This is a genomic window from Cesiribacter andamanensis AMV16, from assembly GCF_000348925.1.
Taxonomy (GTDB): domain Bacteria; phylum Bacteroidota; class Bacteroidia; order Cytophagales; family Cyclobacteriaceae; genus Cesiribacter; species Cesiribacter andamanensis.
The window spans coordinates 16,278-33,513 of the sequence record NZ_AODQ01000002.1 but is presented as its reverse complement, the minus strand read 5'-3'; the positions used below and the strand labels follow the sequence as shown (position 1 = coordinate 33,513).

General features: G+C 48.9%; 8 protein-coding genes. All 8 read left to right on the top strand.

Annotation, left to right across the window (positions count from 1 at the left end):
• Positions 1–9: 9 nt before the first annotated feature.
• Entirely contained in the window at positions 10–957 is a 948-nt protein-coding gene (locus tag ADICEAN_RS00620; protein ID WP_009193544.1) for a hypothetical protein, read from the top strand.
• A gap of 537 nt (positions 958–1,494) precedes the next feature.
• On the top strand, positions 1,495–3,513 hold the full coding sequence (locus ADICEAN_RS00615) for a glycoside hydrolase family 32 protein (RefSeq protein WP_009193543.1): 2,019 nt from the start codon (positions 1,495–1,497) through the stop codon (positions 3,511–3,513).
• A gap of 89 nt (positions 3,514–3,602) precedes the next feature.
• The gene (locus tag ADICEAN_RS00610; protein WP_009193542.1) at positions 3,603–5,897 is read left to right on the top strand and encodes a GH32 C-terminal domain-containing protein; all 2,295 of its coding nucleotides are present in this window, start codon (positions 3,603–3,605) and stop codon (positions 5,895–5,897) included.
• A gap of 303 nt (positions 5,898–6,200) precedes the next feature.
• A complete protein-coding gene (locus ADICEAN_RS00605) occupies positions 6,201–8,954 on the top strand; it encodes a hybrid sensor histidine kinase/response regulator transcription factor (protein WP_009193541.1) in 2,754 nt (917 codons plus the stop codon).
• Between the two features lie 697 nt (positions 8,955–9,651).
• Positions 9,652–11,034 (top strand): sugar porter family MFS transporter, encoded by a 1,383-nt coding sequence (locus tag ADICEAN_RS00600; RefSeq protein ID WP_040395881.1) that lies wholly within the window; start codon positions 9,652–9,654, stop codon positions 11,032–11,034.
• 1 nt (position 11,035) lies between these two features.
• Positions 11,036–14,062 carry a SusC/RagA family TonB-linked outer membrane protein gene (locus tag ADICEAN_RS00595; protein WP_009193539.1) on the top strand — a complete coding sequence of 1,009 codons (3,027 nt, stop codon included), beginning with the start codon at positions 11,036–11,038 and terminating at the stop codon, positions 14,060–14,062.
• Between the two features lie 29 nt (positions 14,063–14,091).
• Positions 14,092–15,840 carry a RagB/SusD family nutrient uptake outer membrane protein gene (locus tag ADICEAN_RS00590; protein WP_009193538.1) on the top strand — a complete coding sequence of 583 codons (1,749 nt, stop codon included), beginning with the start codon at positions 14,092–14,094 and terminating at the stop codon, positions 15,838–15,840.
• Between the two features lie 89 nt (positions 15,841–15,929).
• Positions 15,930–17,162 (top strand): DUF4960 domain-containing protein, encoded by a 1,233-nt coding sequence (locus tag ADICEAN_RS00585; protein WP_009193537.1) that lies wholly within the window; start codon positions 15,930–15,932, stop codon positions 17,160–17,162.
• Positions 17,163–17,236: the final 74 nt, after the last annotated feature.

The following is a 17,236-nucleotide window of genomic DNA, read 5'->3' as shown; positions in this document are numbered from 1 at the left end:
TAAAATCGTATGGTGTTTCAAGATCTTCTGGATGCTAAACAGGCTGACATTGCGCCCGGCTTTGAGCGGCTGGTGAATGATGCGCTAGCGAATCAGTCGCACAAGGGTGATTTTTTATTGGTGTGTTGCAATGGAACTTATGATCCGGATATAAACAACTATTCTGGAGTCGAGCCTAGGATGCCTTATCGGATTGGCGGAGGTAGTGAGGGTATGTCGGCGGGTCTTCATTACAAGTTTATTAACAACTACATGACCTCATCCATGTACCAGCAGTCTTATGCGGGTTATTTGGAAATTATCGGTCAGCCGGCTAATAATGATGAGGAAAGTGCTCTATTGGCAAAGGTACTGAATCAGGAAGAGATAGTCATTCAGTTGGAAATGCTGATCTACTTGAAGATATGGGAAGCCGATAGCTTCATAAAACGGCTATACCAGATCACCCGGCTGGCTTTTGGCGAGCCCTATGACTGGCATTTCAAAATTGAAGGGATACGAAAACAGAAGGAATCAGACAGTACAGGTACCCGCCAGAGCATCATCAGGGAGAAGGTTAGAGACCGGCTTCAAAAGGCTTACCCTGAGGTATACGAGTGTATTAAGAACGGCTACATAACCCAAATCCGGAATTCCATCGCCCATTCCAATTATTCATTTCTTGACAGGCACATTCACCCAAATAATTTCACTAAAACCGATCCTGCTTCGCAGCTCCAGTTCATTACCTTTAACGACTGGGTAAACATGCTTCATGAAACTATCGTCTTGTATACCCTTCTCATAGAATCCAGCAGGGCGATCCATAAGTACTATGTTGAAAAGGTGAAGCAGACTGGCAACATCCACGAGATTCAGATTTCAAGAAAACAACCTGAAGAAAAAACGGAATTTCATGATCTGATCTACCTTCCGGAGACCAATAGGTGGAACTTCCGGAGTAATGAGGAACAGTAGAGGCAGCGTCTTGGGAGGGCTTTTCTTCGGATAATATCCAGGTACCAGTACATCGAATGTAGGTAAAAGGGAGAATACCGCTTTAGCCGTAATATTCTACTCTTTATGCTACGAGCATGGGCTAGAACAAAAAATGCTTAGAGATTTTTAAGCAATGGCCAACACCACCACCTGCATCTTGTCCGATGCCCCTCATCCCAAAAAGGTGGAACTTCACCAGTAAACTGCCCGTTACGCGACAGCGAAAACAGAAATACTAACCCCTATTGGTGAATCATGGGCTGGTAAGTAGGTGGTATGAATTCAAAAGCATGAAACATAATTGAAACCCTTCAGGCCATTCGCAAGCCTATCAATGTTGTTCAAACGTTTGCGGAAACGGTGTTTATGGGGCTGTGATCAGAATTCGCAATTAATTGATCCGTTATTGGAACTGGATGTTGGCGAGAGCTTCTATCTTGAAGTGTATGGTAAAGAGCGGCTGTTTTGCGCTTTTTATTTAGGAAATCTGTCAAATCAGAACAACTCAAGGTTGCAATGGAAAGACTCTATTTTTTTACCCTCTGCTTCATCTTGTCATCTTGTGTGACAAACCCTGAGGGCCAGGTGAATACTACCTCGAAAGCGAATGAGGAGAGGGAGCATACGTACCGGCCACACTATCATCTAAGTCCACCCGAAGGCTGGATGGGCGACCCCAGTGGTTTGGTGTTCCATGAGGGGCTATATCATTTTTATTATTGGCGACATGCCGCCAGTAAAGATCTAGTGAACTGGAGCCACTATCCCAAAGCGTTTAAGCGTCAGGATTCCATTGGGCAAATGTCTGGCTCGGTGGTAGTGGATTATGAAAATACCAGCGGTTTCGGGTCCAAAGAAAGTCCTCCCTTTGTTGCCATTTATTCCATGCTTCGGCCCAGCGATGGCCGGCAAATGCAGGGCATCGCCTACAGTACGGATAAAGGAAACACTTACACCCATTATGATAAGAACCCTGTCATTGACATTGGTTCTACCGAATTTCGGGATCCACAGGTTTTCTGGCATGCTCCCTCCAACAAGTGGCTGATGGTTATTGCATTGGCGGATGCGCGAAAGGTGCAATTTTATTCCTCACCAAACCTAAAGGATTGGACTTTTGTGAGCGATTTTGGTCCTGTGGGGGCTGAAGGAGGCGTATGGGAATGTCCGGACCTATTTCCTTTGCCGGTAGATGGTGATCCAAACAATATAAAATGGGTGCTGGAGGTGGATGTGCAGCCGGTAGGTGGGCAGTACTTCCTGGGTTCGTTTGACGGCGAGCGATTTGTGGTCGATCCCGATTTTCAAAAACAACTTCAAACAACTTCGTATGTGCCCAAGGGTAAAGTCCTGTTTGATTTTGAAAAGGGGTTAGAGGGGTGGCGACAGGAAGGTGAAGCTTTTTCGGCTTCGCCCACAAAAGGTGCGTTGGAGCTGCAGAGTGTGATCATAGGCTACCAGGGCCAGCAGCTGGTAAACAGCTACTATCGGCAGGACAAAACAGTAGGAAGAATAACTTCACCAGCATTCACCATTGACCAGGAGTATATCAACTTTATGATTGGCGGAGGCTATCACCCCGACAGTACAGCCATTCGGCTGCTGATAGATGGGAAGGTCGTACGCTCAACCACCGGTGCAAATACAGAAACCATGCGCTGGAGTAACTGGCCGGTAAAGGAGTGGCGGGGAAAGACGGCTCGGATTGAAATAGTAGATCAGCATACCGGAGGCTTTGGCCACATTAACGTAGATCACATCATGCAGTCAAATGAGCCGGCGGTGCACAAACGGGAGGTGGCTCCCTGGATTGACTACGGCCCCGACTTTTACGCTGTGCGTTCCTGGCAGGATGCTCCCCAAAATGGAAAGAGTAGAGTATGGATCGCCTGGATGGGCAACTGGTTGTATGCGCATGACCTGCCGACCAAGGGCTGGAAAGGTATGCAGTCGGTGCCCAGAGAGCTTTCCCTAAAGGCCTTTCCGGATGGCGTAAGACTGGTGCAGCAGCCAGTTGGTAGCCTAAAGCAGCTAAGGAAAAAGCATGTTCAGGTGCAGGATTTAGTCGTGAAGGGCATTGTTCCTGTAAACGACTTTCAACCAGACAGAAACGCTTACGAACTTGTGGTTGAGTTTGACCTGGGGGAGGCAAAGCATGTTGGACTACACATTGCTGCAGGAGAGAAAAATAAGACTATCATAGGTTATAGAGAGGATCAGCAGCAGCTTTATGTAGACAGAACGAACTCTGGCAAGGTAGGCTTCAATCCTTCTTTTCCGCTCATGAGCGAAGGGCCTCTATCATCGGCAAATGGAACCATTAGGCTAAGAATCTTTGTAGATCAGTGCTCGGTGGAAGTCTTTGGTGGGGAAGGGGAAACGGTAATCTCAAGCCTTATTTTCCCCGAGCCCGAAGACCTGGAGGTGCGGCTTTTCTCCGAAGGCGGATCTGCCAGAGTGCTGAAGCTTGATGCCTGGATGCTGGATGCCGCTACGATAGAAAAAGTGGAAGTGGCTGACATGAAAAGCTTTTAAAATTCCAAAAAGTTTTTTGAGACACAGAAGGTCATGCCAAATCCGGAGGAGTACAGAACGAATCCTTTTAAAAAGCCAAACCGATAGCAATGAGCAATTTTATTGGATATACATTAAGTGTTATTTCACTTTTTCAGGGCAGCGATTTTCAGAGGGACACCCCCGTATCCAACCTGCACTACAGTTTTGACCATACCGCTGGCGCAGTCGTAGAAGAAAAGGTGTCGGGTCAGTACGATTCGGTGCAGTATGCCTTTACCAAAGCCTTGTACAAGCCACAATCAGATCCATTGTGGCGCAAAAGTGGGGTGACGCAACAGGCCCTGCTGTTCGATGGGTACTCAACCTTCATCGAAAAAACTAATTTTACTCCCGCACAGGAGCTGACATTAGCTGTCTGGGTAGCGCCAAGAGCCTTTGAGTGGGGCGATGAGGGGAAGCTGTCGGCAATTATAAATCAGCAGGATTTGCCTAACAAGAAAGGATTTGCCCTGGGCATGTACCGACATGGCGCCTGGTCGTTTCAGTGTGGCGACGGAGCGCAGTGGGTAGAACTGTGGGATCAGGAGCATCCCTTGCCAAAAAACGAATGGTCCTTTGTGGTTGCTACTTTAAGCGAGCAGGGCGCAGCGATATACCTGAATGGTAAAAAGATAAATGAGAAAAAGTTTAGTACTCCTTTTCAGCTGGCGGCAGCAACAGATCAGAAGCTACTAATAGGTCGTCACAATCAGGCAGCCGTTATAGAAGGCGACATGCCTTTTAGCCTGAATATGTTCAACGGTCTGATGGACGAACTGTGGGTTAAGGGCCAGTTTCTTTCCGAAGGAGAAGTACATGCCATGTACCTAGCCTATTTGCCAACGGGGAAAATCCCTAAAATTCCTTATCAGGAAATCGCGCTGGACTACTCAAAGTTTAACGGAGACCGCTACAGACCAACCTACCATGCGGTGGCACCTGCCCATTGGATGAACGAGCCGCATGCACCTTTCTACTATGGAGGAAAGTACCACCTCTTTTACCAGCACAATCCCACCGGTCCGTACTGGCATCAGATTCACTGGGGCCATTGGGTAAGCGATGACATGATCAACTGGCAGCACGCGCCCGTTGCGCTGGCCCCAGAAAAAGGTGATTTGACCCCGGACGGCATCTGGTCGGGCTCTGCCCATTTTGATGCAAAAGGAGAACCGGTGCTGTATTTTACAGCTGGGAATGATGGTAAAAAGCCTAACCAGGCGGTGGCCATCGCAAGGCCTAAAAATCCGAAAGACCCGAATCTGATCGAATGGATCTATCACCCCAAACTGGTCGCTGAGCAGCCACAGGGGTACCTTTTCAATGAATTTCGAGATCCCTTTGTGTGGAAGGAAGGGACCCTGTGGTACATGCTGGTAGGTTCTGGAATTGAAGGCAAGGGAGGAACAGCTGCCTTGTTCACCTCAAGTGATGCCCTAACTTGGGAGTACAGCAACCCTTTTTTCCTGTCCGATTCCCAGAAGTATCCTCGACTAGGGGATATGTGGGAGCTCCCTGTGTTTCTACCGGTAGGAAAATACAAATCGGGTGAAACCCGGTACATCCTGCTGGTAAGCCCTTTGAAGGAAGACATTCATTACTGGTTGGGCAGGTTTGACAAAAAGAACAACAGGTTTATTCCCGATCAGGAGGCGCCCCAGCTTATGGACTATGGGAAGTTTGGTTTTACCGGCCCCTCGGGCATGGTTGATCCTAAGACCGGCCGATCCATTGTCTTTAGCATTGCTCAGGGTAAGTACAGGGGGCTACATGCCTACAACATGGGCTGGGCTCATAATGCGGGCCTTCCATTATCTTTGAGTGTGGATCAGCAGGGCCGGCTGCTGTTTGAGCCGATCCAAGAAGTGGAGAACAAAAGAGGCCAACAATTGCTCAGCCTCAAAAATATGTCTCTTGTAGACGCCAATAAAGCACTTGCCACTATTACGGGTGATGTGCTGGAAATTAAGGTAACGTTGGAGCATAAGGGAAAGCAGCCCTATGGTCTGATCGTGCGAAAATCCCCTACCGGAGCAGAGCAGACCAAGCTTTACTACAACCCTGAACAAGAAACCTTTGGCATTGACCGGATGAAAACCAGCCAGTTTCAGGAAAACGGAATAGACGAGGGGCCGCTGTCTTTAGCAGGAGCACCCTTTGAGCTCCGTGTGTTTCTGGATAAATCGATGCTCGAGGCCTATGTCAACAAGCGCAGGTCCATCACCAGCAGAACCTACTGTGCTTTAAAAGATGCACTGGGAATTGAAGTGTTTGGAGACCCGGCGGTACAGGTAAAATCCCTTGAAGTGTGGGCGCTCAATCCCATTGACTGGCAATATGTGTCGCCTGTTCCGCAAGACTAGTCGGAATAGCTGGGTAAAGCCTTTTAGCGTTACCCTTTAATCCGTTAAGGGTATTGGTGTTGAAGGGTAGTGTTTGTAAGTCAGTGGGTTATGTGGTTAAAGCTGTGCAAAGTATGCAGACAATATGGCAAATAATGAATATATTTGTTTACCGCAAAAATCACCACATTTCTACGGATGCTCTCTACTGAGGCTGATTAGTGCTGCTGAGGCTGAATAGATGAATGATTCGCACACATAGTTTTCCGTTGAAATACTTAAAAATTGCCGTACTTTAAAAAGTTGATTTAGTAAAATCTGTGCATGCGTAAGCTCCTTGCTTGTCTTTTTGTGTTGGTAGCCTTTATGTTTTCCTGCGAGAGTATGGAGCAGGAAGCAAGCTATACCATTGGGTTTGCCCAGTGTACTGGCGGGGATGCCTGGCGTCAGGCCATGCACGATGAAATGAGGCGGGAAATTTCTTTTTATCCGGAGCTTGACCTGATCATCAAGGATGCTAACAATAATACCTCTCTGCAGGCAGAGCATATCCGCCAGTTCATCAGGCAGGGGGTTGACCTCCTCATTGTTTCCCCAAACGAAGCCGAACCGATCACCCCTCTGGTTGAAGAAGCTCTTGAAAAGGGAATTCCGGTAATCATTGTAGACAGACGTACGGCTTCATCCTTCTACACCGCTTATGTGGGAGCCGATAACTATGAGATTGGAAAGCTGGCGGGCAACTATGTAGGCGAGTTGCTAGGGGGGCAAGGAAAGGTGCTGGAGATCTGGGGCCTTAAGGGTTCTTCGCCGGCCCAGGACCGCCATCGGGGGTTTGTAGAAGCTCTACAAGGATTCAAAGACATTCGTGTAGTGGCCGAGGTTCGGGGCGAATGGGAAAAGGAAATTGCCAAGAGCCGGTTTCCAGATGTCTACCAGCAAGTAGGGGAGGTAGACCTAGTTTTTGCCCATAATGATGTGATGGCCCTGGGAGTGTATGAGTACCTGAAGAGCATTGGGCAGGAAAAAAAGTTTAAGTTTATTGGGGTAGACGGCTTAAGTGGTCCAAGCGGGGGCCTTCAATTTGTAACCGAAGGCATTCTGGATGCCACCTTCCTGTACCCTACAGGGGGCGAAGAAATTATTCGGCTGGCCAGCAAGATCCTCCACAAGGAGCCCTATGACAAGGAGAATATTCTGAACAGTACAGTAATCGATAGCCGCAACGTTCATATCATGAAGCAGCAAACGGATAAGATCCTAACGCAGCAGAAGAGCATTGAACGTCAGCAAGAGAAAATCGCCGAGCAAATCGAGATTTACCAAAGCCAGCGCGTGCTTCTTTACATTTTACTGGGCGGCATGGTGGTTATCATCATCCTGGGGGCCCTGGCAGGGCTTGCTTTGCGCGAAAAGCAGGAGATGAACCGGGTGTTGGTGACCAAGAATCGAGAAATCATCAAGCAGCGCGATGAAATCGAAAAGATGGCCCGTAAAGCCGACAAGGCCACCGAAGCCAAATTTAAGTTCTTTACCAATATTTCGCATGAGTTCCGTACACCCTTAACCCTTATACTGGGTCCGGTAGATGACATTCTTCGAAGCAACATCAGCACAGACCTGAAGAAGGATATGCAGCTGATTAAGAACAATGCGAACCGCTTGCTGCATCTGGTCACCCAGCTGATGGACTTCCGGAAGATTGAAAACAAGAAGATGAAGCTGCAGACGGCAGAGCGAGACATTGTAGCTTTTGTCCATACCATCGCATCCTCCTTCAAGCGCCTGGCGCAGAAGCGCAGAATACACTTTGCCGTAGAAAGCAAGCCTGAGAAGGTAAAAGTCTATTTCGATGCCGATAAGTTGGATAAGGTGCTGTTTAACTTGCTGTCCAATGCTTTTAAATTTACCGATGATGGGGGTGTCATTTCGGTGAAAATAACCATTTCCGATACCTGTGATCGGGTGATTCTGATGGTAGAAGACAATGGCAGAGGCATGTCTGCCGAACATGTAAAACATGCTTTTGACCGCTTTTATACCGGCGATGTGTATAACAACCTCAGTACAGGCTTGGGCTTATCGCTTTCCAAGGAGTTCATTAGCCTCCATAAAGGAGAGATTGCCGTGGTAAGCGAAAGATGGAAAGGCACCCGTTTTGTCATTACCCTGCCCCTGGGCAAAGAACACCTGCAGGCCGAAGAAATTCTGCTACAGGAACAAGAAGAAGAAATGGTAGCCTTGGCTTCCCTTCCTTATGCACAAGAGATAGAAGTAGAGGCAGCCGAAGGGGTAGAGGCAGCGGCCCAGAAGCAGTACACCATCTTACTGATCGAAGATAATGAGGAGCTGCGGGGATTTTTAAAGCAGCGGTTGCAGAAAGAATTTACGGTGGTAGAGGCTCCCGATGGATTATTGGGCCTGAGCCTGGCCTTTGATGTGGTGCCCGATTTGATTATTTCGGACATCATGCTGCCAAACAAAGGAGGACTGGAGGTAACAGCAACCCTTAAAAAAGATTTACGTACTGCTCATGTTCCTGTGATTCTGCTTACGGCCAAAGATTCCATTGAACAGAAGATTGAAGGAATCCAGTCCGGGGCAGATCTGTACGTAACCAAGCCATTCAATTACCAGTACCTGTATGAGCGGGTGAAAAGCCTGATCCAATCCAGGGAGCGCTTAAAAGACCAGTACAGCAGTGAAATTAGTGTAGATGCTTCCTTAGCGGCTCCAAAACAGCTGGATAAGAAGTTTATCAACGCATTTACCGCTGTTGTTCAAAAGAACCTGGCCAATCCTCAGCTGAGCGCCAACGACATTGCCGAAAGTCTGGGGATGTCCAGGGTACAGCTCTACCGGAAGGCAAAATCAATTCTGGGCTATTCCATCAATGACTATGTAGTGAAGGCACGCCTGAAGAAGGCAAAGCACTTGCTGCTCAACAGCGATCATACCATTACTGAAATTGCCACCGAAGTAGGCTTTTCCTCGCCTGCCTATTTCTCAACAGCCTTCAAAAATCACTTTGGTGTGAGCCCCTCCGACTTCAAGGCCAGCCATACAGTAAAAGAGTAAAGGCTGTTATCCTGAACGTTAGCCGGTACCAGTCTTAGCTGAATCTGAAGAATGCAAGGAGCTCTGTAGGTTCGATCCTGTTGTGCCAACCAGCGGGAGGGATTCTGAAAGGGAGGGTGCACAGACCCTCCTGAGGGGACAGCTTCTCCAAACAAAGTGTTTTATTCCAAGCCTTGGCAGGTGTTTTCAAGCGCAGCCTAGGAGGTGGAAAGATGCCAATCCACTTCATTCACCTTTCCCCTATTACCCCTCTACCAGATGGTATTCAGTTGGAACTCCGCTTTCATGGCTTTGTAGAGTTAAAGCCTCTAATAAAGAGTCCACAGTAACAGGTAGAAAGTCCTGAAATGCATTCTATGATCCAATTTTAAAAAAGGGGAGAGTCTACGGCAGTAGAGAATTCTACCTGCCTCCAGCTGCCTTAACTAGAAAGTAGAATCCTATCCTGCAGTAGAATTAGAGGGCTATAAAAGGCTTGTTTTCTCATTTAACAAGCTGTGGAGATGATTTTGAAAGTGTGGTACAATAGTAGAAGTGAGGCCTGAACAGCAGTGAAATTTATTTCTCTGCAACCGATTGCGGGAGCAGGGTTTTCTGGAGGTTTTTTAGCAAACGTTTGAAATTTTAAGATTATTGAAACGATCCTGAAATGCCGTTCCTTGGCCATCCTCTACCTTGAAGAAAAAAACAAGTGGAGATGATGCAAAGGAAAATCTTATTTTGGTCGATCACAGTAGCGTTAGGAGGCTTTCTTTTTGGCTTCGATACTGCCGTGATTTCTGGTGCCGAGCAATCCATACAGGAGCTCTGGCAGCTGACCGTTATAGAGCATGGCCTCACCGTAAGCATAGCCCTTATCGGCACAGTCTTAGGTGCTCTGTTCGGCGGCATTCCCTCAGATGCCATCGGCAGAAAAAATACCTTATTCTGGATAGGTGTACTATACCTGGTTTCTGCAGTTGGGTCTGCCCTGGCAACTGACTGGTACTCTTTCCTGTTCTTCCGCTTTATTGGTGGGATAGGAGTAGGTGCTTCTTCCGTAGCAGCTCCCATGTACATCAGCGAAATTGCCCCGGCCGACCGAAGGGGGCGTATGGTGGGCATGTTCCAGTTCAACATTGTGCTGGGTATTCTCATCGCCTACCTGTCGAACTACCTGTTGAAAGATGCCGGTTCAAGTGCCTGGCGCTGGATGCTGGGTGTAGAGGCAGTGCCGGCACTTGCGTTTGTAAGCCTGATGCTGCTGGTGCCCAAAAGCCCCCGCTGGCTGGTGGTGAAGAGAGGTGCCGTAGATGAGGCCAGAGCAGTGCTGATGCAGATCAACCCCCAGACCGCAGATGCAGAACTTAAGGCCATCATCGCTTCTAAAGGAACACCCCAAACGGGCATTTCCACAAGCCGCCTTTTCTCAAAGCAGTACAGCTTTCCGGTAATGCTGGCCATCTTGTTTGCGGTCTTCAACCAGGTATCCGGCATCAATGCCATCATCTACTATGCACCCCGCATCTTTGAAATGACCGGCCTGGGCAAAGAGTCTGCCTTGCTTTCTACCACGGGTATTGGGGTCGTTAACCTGCTTTTTACCATGATCGGCTTAAACCTGATTGACCGGGTAGGGCGCAAAAGACTCATGTTGGTAGGCTCTGTTGGTCTGATCCTCACCCTGGGGCTGGTGGCCAGAGCCTTTTATGTGGAGAACTTCAGTGGCATGATGGTTCCCCTCTGCCTGTTTGCCTACATCGCCTTCTTTGCCATGTCGCAAGGAGCAGTCATCTGGGTGTTTATCTCAGAGATCTTTCCGAACCAGGTGCGTGCAGGTGGTCAGGCGCTGGGAAGTTTTACCCACTGGATCATGGCAGCCGGCATTGCTTTTATCTTCCCTTACATCACGGCTAATCTGGGAGCCGGCAACACCTTCATGATCTTCGCGGGCATGATGGTACTCCAGCTGCTCTTTGTTTGGAGAATTATGCCCGAAACCAAAGGCATGGCCCTTGAAAGTGTAGGCAGGAAAACGGCTGCACCGGCAGACCTTAAATCTGAAAAAGTACTAGAAGGATACACTACTAAAACATACTAATATGCATGTACGATTACTAATTCTTTTATGCCTTAGCTGCTTACCCTGGGTAAGTATTGCACAGCAAAATGTTGTGAAAGGTACCGTAATCGATTCCCAGTCGAAGGAACCGTTACCGGGTGTGAGCATTCTTGTGAAAGGAACAGCAAGAGGGGTAGTGACAGATATTGATGGTGCTTACCGCTTGGAAGCCGCACCATCCGATGTGCTGGTATTTTCATTTGTGGGCTACCTGCAACAAGAAATTGAGGTCGGCAACCAATCAACCATTAACATCTCCCTGGCAGAAGACCTCGACCTGCTGGAGGAAGTAGTTGTAACCGGCTATCAGTCGGAGAAGAAGGCCGACATAACCGGTGCGGTTTCAGTAGTGAAGATGAAAGACATTGCCAACATCCCTACGGGGAACGTCATGTCTACCTTGCAGGGTCGATTGCCAGGCGTTACGGTTACGACCGATGGTACGCCCGGTGGCGTAAACACAGGGGTTGGCATCCGGGGTGTAACCACCATCAATAACGGTACACCTCTATATGTGGTAGATGGAGTACAAACCCGTGCCAACATTGCTACGCTGCTCAATGCAAACGATATAGAATCGATTCAGGTCCTAAAAGACGCTGGTTCTGCTTCGATCTACGGTACCCAGGCAGCGAATGGTGTGATCATCATTACCACCAAGAAAGCAACAAAGGGAGAGGTGAAAGTGGATTTTAGCTCACAGCACACGGCACAGTTCTACCACACCAACATCGACATGCTGGATGCCCGGCAGTGGGGCGAAGTGTATTGGAGCGCTTATCAGAACGATGGGCAGACGCCTAGTCATGACCAATATGGCAGCAGACCCTTTCCGCTTATTCCGGAGTACATTGATGCCAATCAAACCATCCCTGCTGGCAATACTAATTGGGCTGACGAAGTTTACGAAACAGCCCTGCTGCAGGATTACAATGTTACCGTATCGAAAGGTACTGATCGTGGTTCTTCCCTCTTCTCCCTCAACTACTTTGATCAGGATGGTCTGATCAAACATACAAACTTTTCCCGCTTTACGGCGCGTTTGAATACAGACTACAATTTCCTGAACAATCGTCTGAGAGTAGGCGAAAACATCAACGTAAGCCGCTGGACAGAAATTCTGAAACCAGGTGGTATCGAAGAGCTAACCATTGCGCAGCACCCCCTAATTCCGGTGTATGATATCAATGGCGGCTATGCAGGACCTACGCAGGGTTTGGGCGATAAGCCAAATCCGATTCGCCTGCTGGATCAGCAGAAGGATAACCGCAACACCAGCTGGCGGATCTTCGGAAATGCGTTTGTAGAGGCTACGCCTGTAAAGAACCTGGTATTCCGATCAAATCTGGGCCTGAACTACAGCACTGGTTTCCACTCAAATTTTGAGCCCAGATGGCGGGAAGGCAACCGCACGGTTGATAAAAATGCCTTGGTGGTAACTACCGGAAATGCCATGAGCTGGATCTGGACCAATACGGCCAATTATGCTATTGAGCTGGACAATCATTCCATCAACGCCCTGGCGGGTATTGAAGCGAAGGAAGAAACCGAAGAATGGCTGTCTGCCAGACGGGAAGGCTTCCTGATCCAGGAACTGGACTATCGCTACCTGGATGCTGGTAGCGGAACCCAAACCAACGGGAACGCAGCCTGGCGCGTAGCCATGCTGTCTCACTTCGGAAAGGTGAACTATGCCTTTATGAGCCGTTACCTGCTTTCCGGTACGCTGCGCCGCGATGCTTCTTCGCGTTTTGGCGCAAACAACAACTCGGCTATTTTCCCTGCCATTACGGCTGGCTGGCGCATCAGCGAGGAAGCTTTCATGCAAGACTTACCCTTCATCACCGAACTGAAACTAAGGGGTAGCTGGGGTAAAAATGGAAATGACCTGCTTGACAACGAGGCCACCTACACCAAGTACCTCATTCAACTGAACAAAGCTGGTTATGACATCAGTGGCGCAAACGGAGGCGTTATCCCTGTGGGCATCATCAAGGAAAGAACGGGTAACCCTGATATCAGGTGGGAGGAAACCACCCAAACGAACTTTGGTGTAGACCTTTCGATGTTCAATAACCGCTTGAACCTGAACCTGGACTACTTCATGAAAAATACCGAGGACATGCTGATTGACCGCCCCTACATTGCCATTATCGGGGAAGGCGGCTACATGGCCTACAATGGTGCATCCATGAAAAACAATGGTTTTGAAGCTATTGTAAACTGGCGGAGCCAGATTGCCAGAGACCTGAACGTTGACATTACCTTTACCGGCTCTGTGTATAAGAATGAAATAACCGACCTGCCTGAAGATATTTATTATACCTGGGGCGGTGGCAATGGCATAGACCAGAGTGTTGTTGGTCAGCCGTTTGGCTCCTGGATGGGCTACCGCACCGACGGTCTCTTCCGTACCGAAGCAGAACTGGAAAATGGCATTGAACAGCCAGGGAAAGGTCTGGGCCGGATTCGCTATGTAGACCTGAACGGTGATAATGTGATTGATGATAAGGACCGTACCTGGTTGGGCTCAGAGCAGCCAAGGTTTACCGGCGGTCTTAACCTGGGGCTTACCTACAAAGCCTTCGATCTATCGCTCTTCTTCAATGGCATGGTACGCGATGCCTGGAATAATTCTAAGTTCTATACCGACTTCTTCCAGCTCTGGACGGGCAACCATAGCACACGCCTGCTCGATGCCTGGAACCCAGACGAGAACTTCAATTCTGATATTCCGGCACTGACCGCAGAAAATAGTAATGACGAGGGCCGTGGCTCAGACTACTTCATTGAAAACGGCTCTTACATGAAGTTGAAAAACTTTGTGGTGGGCTATACCCTGCCTACCAACCTGGCCCAGACCCTGAAGATGCGGAACATGCGGGTGTTTGTGCAGGGGCAAAACCTGTTAACCTTTACCAAGTACAGTGGTGCCGATCCTGAGCTGCTGGGGTATCCCTACCCACTGCCGCGTACTGTATCCTTTGGTCTAAATGTTGGCTTCTAAGCCTGTCTACCACTAGAAAAAAAACTGCTATGAAATATTATTCATTACTTCTAGCCCTATTTTTCCTGGGCTTTACCGCCTGCCAGGAAGAAGAGTTTCTCGATAGCAAGCCTAAGGGAAAACTAAGCGATGAATTGCTAAATTCTCCTGAAGGGATCGAGTCGCTTGTGATTGCTACCTATGCTGCTCTGGCAGGTCCCGAGGGAAGCGATGGTGCTTTCCTATCACCAACTACCAACTGGGTGTATGGCGATGTACGTGCCGAAACAGCCTATAAAGGCGGCGGGGGCATTGGTGACCTCTGGGAATACCATGCCTTTGAAACCTTCAATGGTGTATATGCGACCAATGGTCTGCTGGATCGGAAGTGGTTTCACCTCTATGTGAGCGTACAACGCGCCAACAATGCCATCAGAAGACTAAATGCGGTAACCGAGCAGGAAGTACCCCTAAAAAATGTGCGCTTGGGTGAAATGCGCTTTCTGCGGGCTCACTTCTTCTTCGAACTAAACCGCCTGTTCAACCAGATTCCATATTTCGATGAGAATGTTCCTTTTGAGGAATACAAGAATATCTCAAACGTAGAATACAACCGGGATGAGATACTGGCCATGATTGCAGATGAGTTTGCAGCTGCAGCTGAATTGCTGCCGCCTACACAGCCTCAGGAAGGACGGGCCACAAAGTATGCGGCACTTGCCTACCAAGCCAAAGCTACCCTGTACCGCGCCTATAAGCAGAATCCAAACAATACAGTAGCCAGTGTGGATCAGCAGCTGATGCAAAAGGTCGTAGAGCTGTGCAACCAAGTGGCCGAAGGCGGCTTTAGCTTACTAGCCGATTTCCAGCAACTGGCGGAAGTGGAGTGGGAAAACGGGCCTGAGTCTGTATTTGCCGTTCAGTATTCGATCAGTGATGGAACAGACTTGGGTCGCATCAACTGGAGTAATCTGCTGAATGCCCCTAGAGGACCTGCCTACAGTGGTGATGGTTTCTTCCAACCTAGCCAAAACCTGGTAAACTCTTATAAGACGGGTGAAGATGGTCTGCCGAATTTCGAGACCTACAACAACACCAACCTGATGACCGTGCAAGATGGATACGCTACGGCTGTAGATCCTCGTCTGGATTTTACGGTTGGCCGCCTTGGTATCCGCTGGAAAGATTATGCCGCAGCGCCATACACAGAAGAATGGGCCCGCGAACCCGCTGCCTATGGTTACTACAGCACCAAGAAGTTCCTGGTGTCGCCAAACTCACCTTATCTGGTAGAAGGATGGCCCTGGGGTGGTTCTGCACTCAACTTCCAGATCATCCGCTATGCAGATGTACTGCTTTGGAAAGCGGAGGCGCTGATTGAACTGGGCCGCCAGAATGAAGCAGTAGAGCTCATCAACCGGATACGAGCACGCGCCAAGAATAGTGCGTATGTACTTGCCTGGAACAATGCCGGCCCTACCGACTATGCTGCCAATTACAACATCGATCTGTACCAGCCCGGTGTGAACATCGAATGGACTCAGGACATGGCCAGAAAAGCCCTGCGCTTTGAGCGCAAACTGGAGCTGGCCATGGAAGGTGAGCGCTTCTTTGACCTGGTACGCTGGGGCATTGCCGACGAGGTACTCAATGGAGAGTACTTTGCAAAAGAGAAAAACCTGAGAACGTACCTGCAGAATGCCCAATTTGTAGAAGGCCGGGATGAATATTTCCCAATTCCACAAGCCCAAATCAACTTCTCGGGTGGGCTTTATCAGCAGAACCCAGGCTACAATTAGTGATTGATGGACAGGCAGCAGAGGGTTGCTTTAACCCTTTGTTGCCTCTAATCAAGGGTTTTTCAATTCAAAACTCAATCTTTTCATCCATGCAAAATTTTATAAATAAGTCTTTCTTCTTTAAGGCGATGTTGGCAGTAGCCACCTGTGTGCTGGTTTCCTGCGGCGATGATGCTCCAGGAGATGAAGTGGTAGAGCCTGCCATTACTGCATTCAGCGTGGTATCGCCTGTTGCTTTTAGCGGTACTGTTGATCAGACCGAGAAAACACTTGCCTTTGAAGTGCCCGGCGGTGCCGATCTTTCTTCTGTGGAGATCGAGGTAGAAGTGCCTGCTGGTGCTACTGTTACGCCCGCTTCAGGATCAGTGGTAGACCTGACAAATCCTATTGAATTCATTGTAACCGGGATGAATGTGAACGGAGCGCCTGTATCCCGTGTGTACACTGCCATGGCGATTCCATCGGCCTCGGTTGCGTTTGTAGGCAAGGCTGCTACCATGGCTGAGCTGGAAGATGATGCCAAAGCGGCTGCCACCTGGGCGCAGGAGACCTATGGCGATGAATTTGTGTACCTACCGGCCGCACAGATCAATGGCAATACTCTCACCAATGTGAAAGTCATCTTTTACTATGAGCTAAGTGCAGGCGCACCTGTTAGCCTGGGTGGCATGAATGCCCCTAAGACGGTAACAGCCATTTCGAACTTTGTACGCAGGGGCGGACAGTTGCTCCTGGCTGGCGACGCAACCAACTACATCTTCAACATAGGCCGTGTGCCTGCTGCTTTTGGATTTGGAGAGAACAATCCTGCCGGCGTAGAAACCGGAAAGGCTCCGGATGATCAGTGGGGCCTGAGCGTAGTGCCTGGTACTACCTCTGCAGATCGTACTACGCATCCACTGTTTGAAGGAGTGATTAACGGGGAGAATCGCGTGTTTTTGTACAATGCGCCTACCCGTGAAGTACGGTTGATCTGGTGGAATGTGGGTCCTGCCGGCGGCGACTGCTGCGGAAATCTGGACATGGTCACCAATTTTGAGGAGCAGCTGCAGGCAGTAAAACTGGCTTCGCTGCGCCACGTAGGTGACTATTTTGGCTTTGCTGCCGTTGAATTGTTGCCGACCAATGCCAATACGCATGCCAACATTAGCCCCAGCGTTCCAAAAGACTTTAAAGGCACAATATTGGTGCTGGCCAACAGCATCATTGGGTATGAGTGGGCACCGAACGATGGCGCACCAAATGATTACCAGGAGAACATCGAGCGACTTACCAAAAATGCCTTAGACTACCTGATTGAAAAGTACGATGAAATTCAATAGTTGATGGTTGTTTGTTCACTATAAGAACCAGGCAAAATGCCTGGTTCTTATTCTATTTTCCTAAAGATGATACG

Coding starts and splice junctions, on each gene's coding strand:
- ADICEAN_RS00610 (WP_009193542.1), top strand. CDS start 3,603: ATGAGCAATTTTATTGGATATACATTAAGTGTTATTTCACTTTTTCAG.
- ADICEAN_RS00615 (WP_009193543.1), top strand. CDS start 1,495: ATGGAAAGACTCTATTTTTTTACCCTCTGCTTCATCTTGTCATCTTGT.
- ADICEAN_RS00600 (WP_040395881.1), top strand. CDS start 9,652: ATGATGCAAAGGAAAATCTTATTTTGGTCGATCACAGTAGCGTTAGGA.
- ADICEAN_RS00605 (WP_009193541.1), top strand. CDS start 6,201: ATGCGTAAGCTCCTTGCTTGTCTTTTTGTGTTGGTAGCCTTTATGTTT.
- ADICEAN_RS00590 (WP_009193538.1), top strand. CDS start 14,092: ATGAAATATTATTCATTACTTCTAGCCCTATTTTTCCTGGGCTTTACC.
- ADICEAN_RS00620 (WP_009193544.1), top strand. CDS start 10: ATGGTGTTTCAAGATCTTCTGGATGCTAAACAGGCTGACATTGCGCCC.
- ADICEAN_RS00585 (WP_009193537.1), top strand. CDS start 15,930: ATGCAAAATTTTATAAATAAGTCTTTCTTCTTTAAGGCGATGTTGGCA.
- ADICEAN_RS00595 (WP_009193539.1), top strand. CDS start 11,036: ATGCATGTACGATTACTAATTCTTTTATGCCTTAGCTGCTTACCCTGG.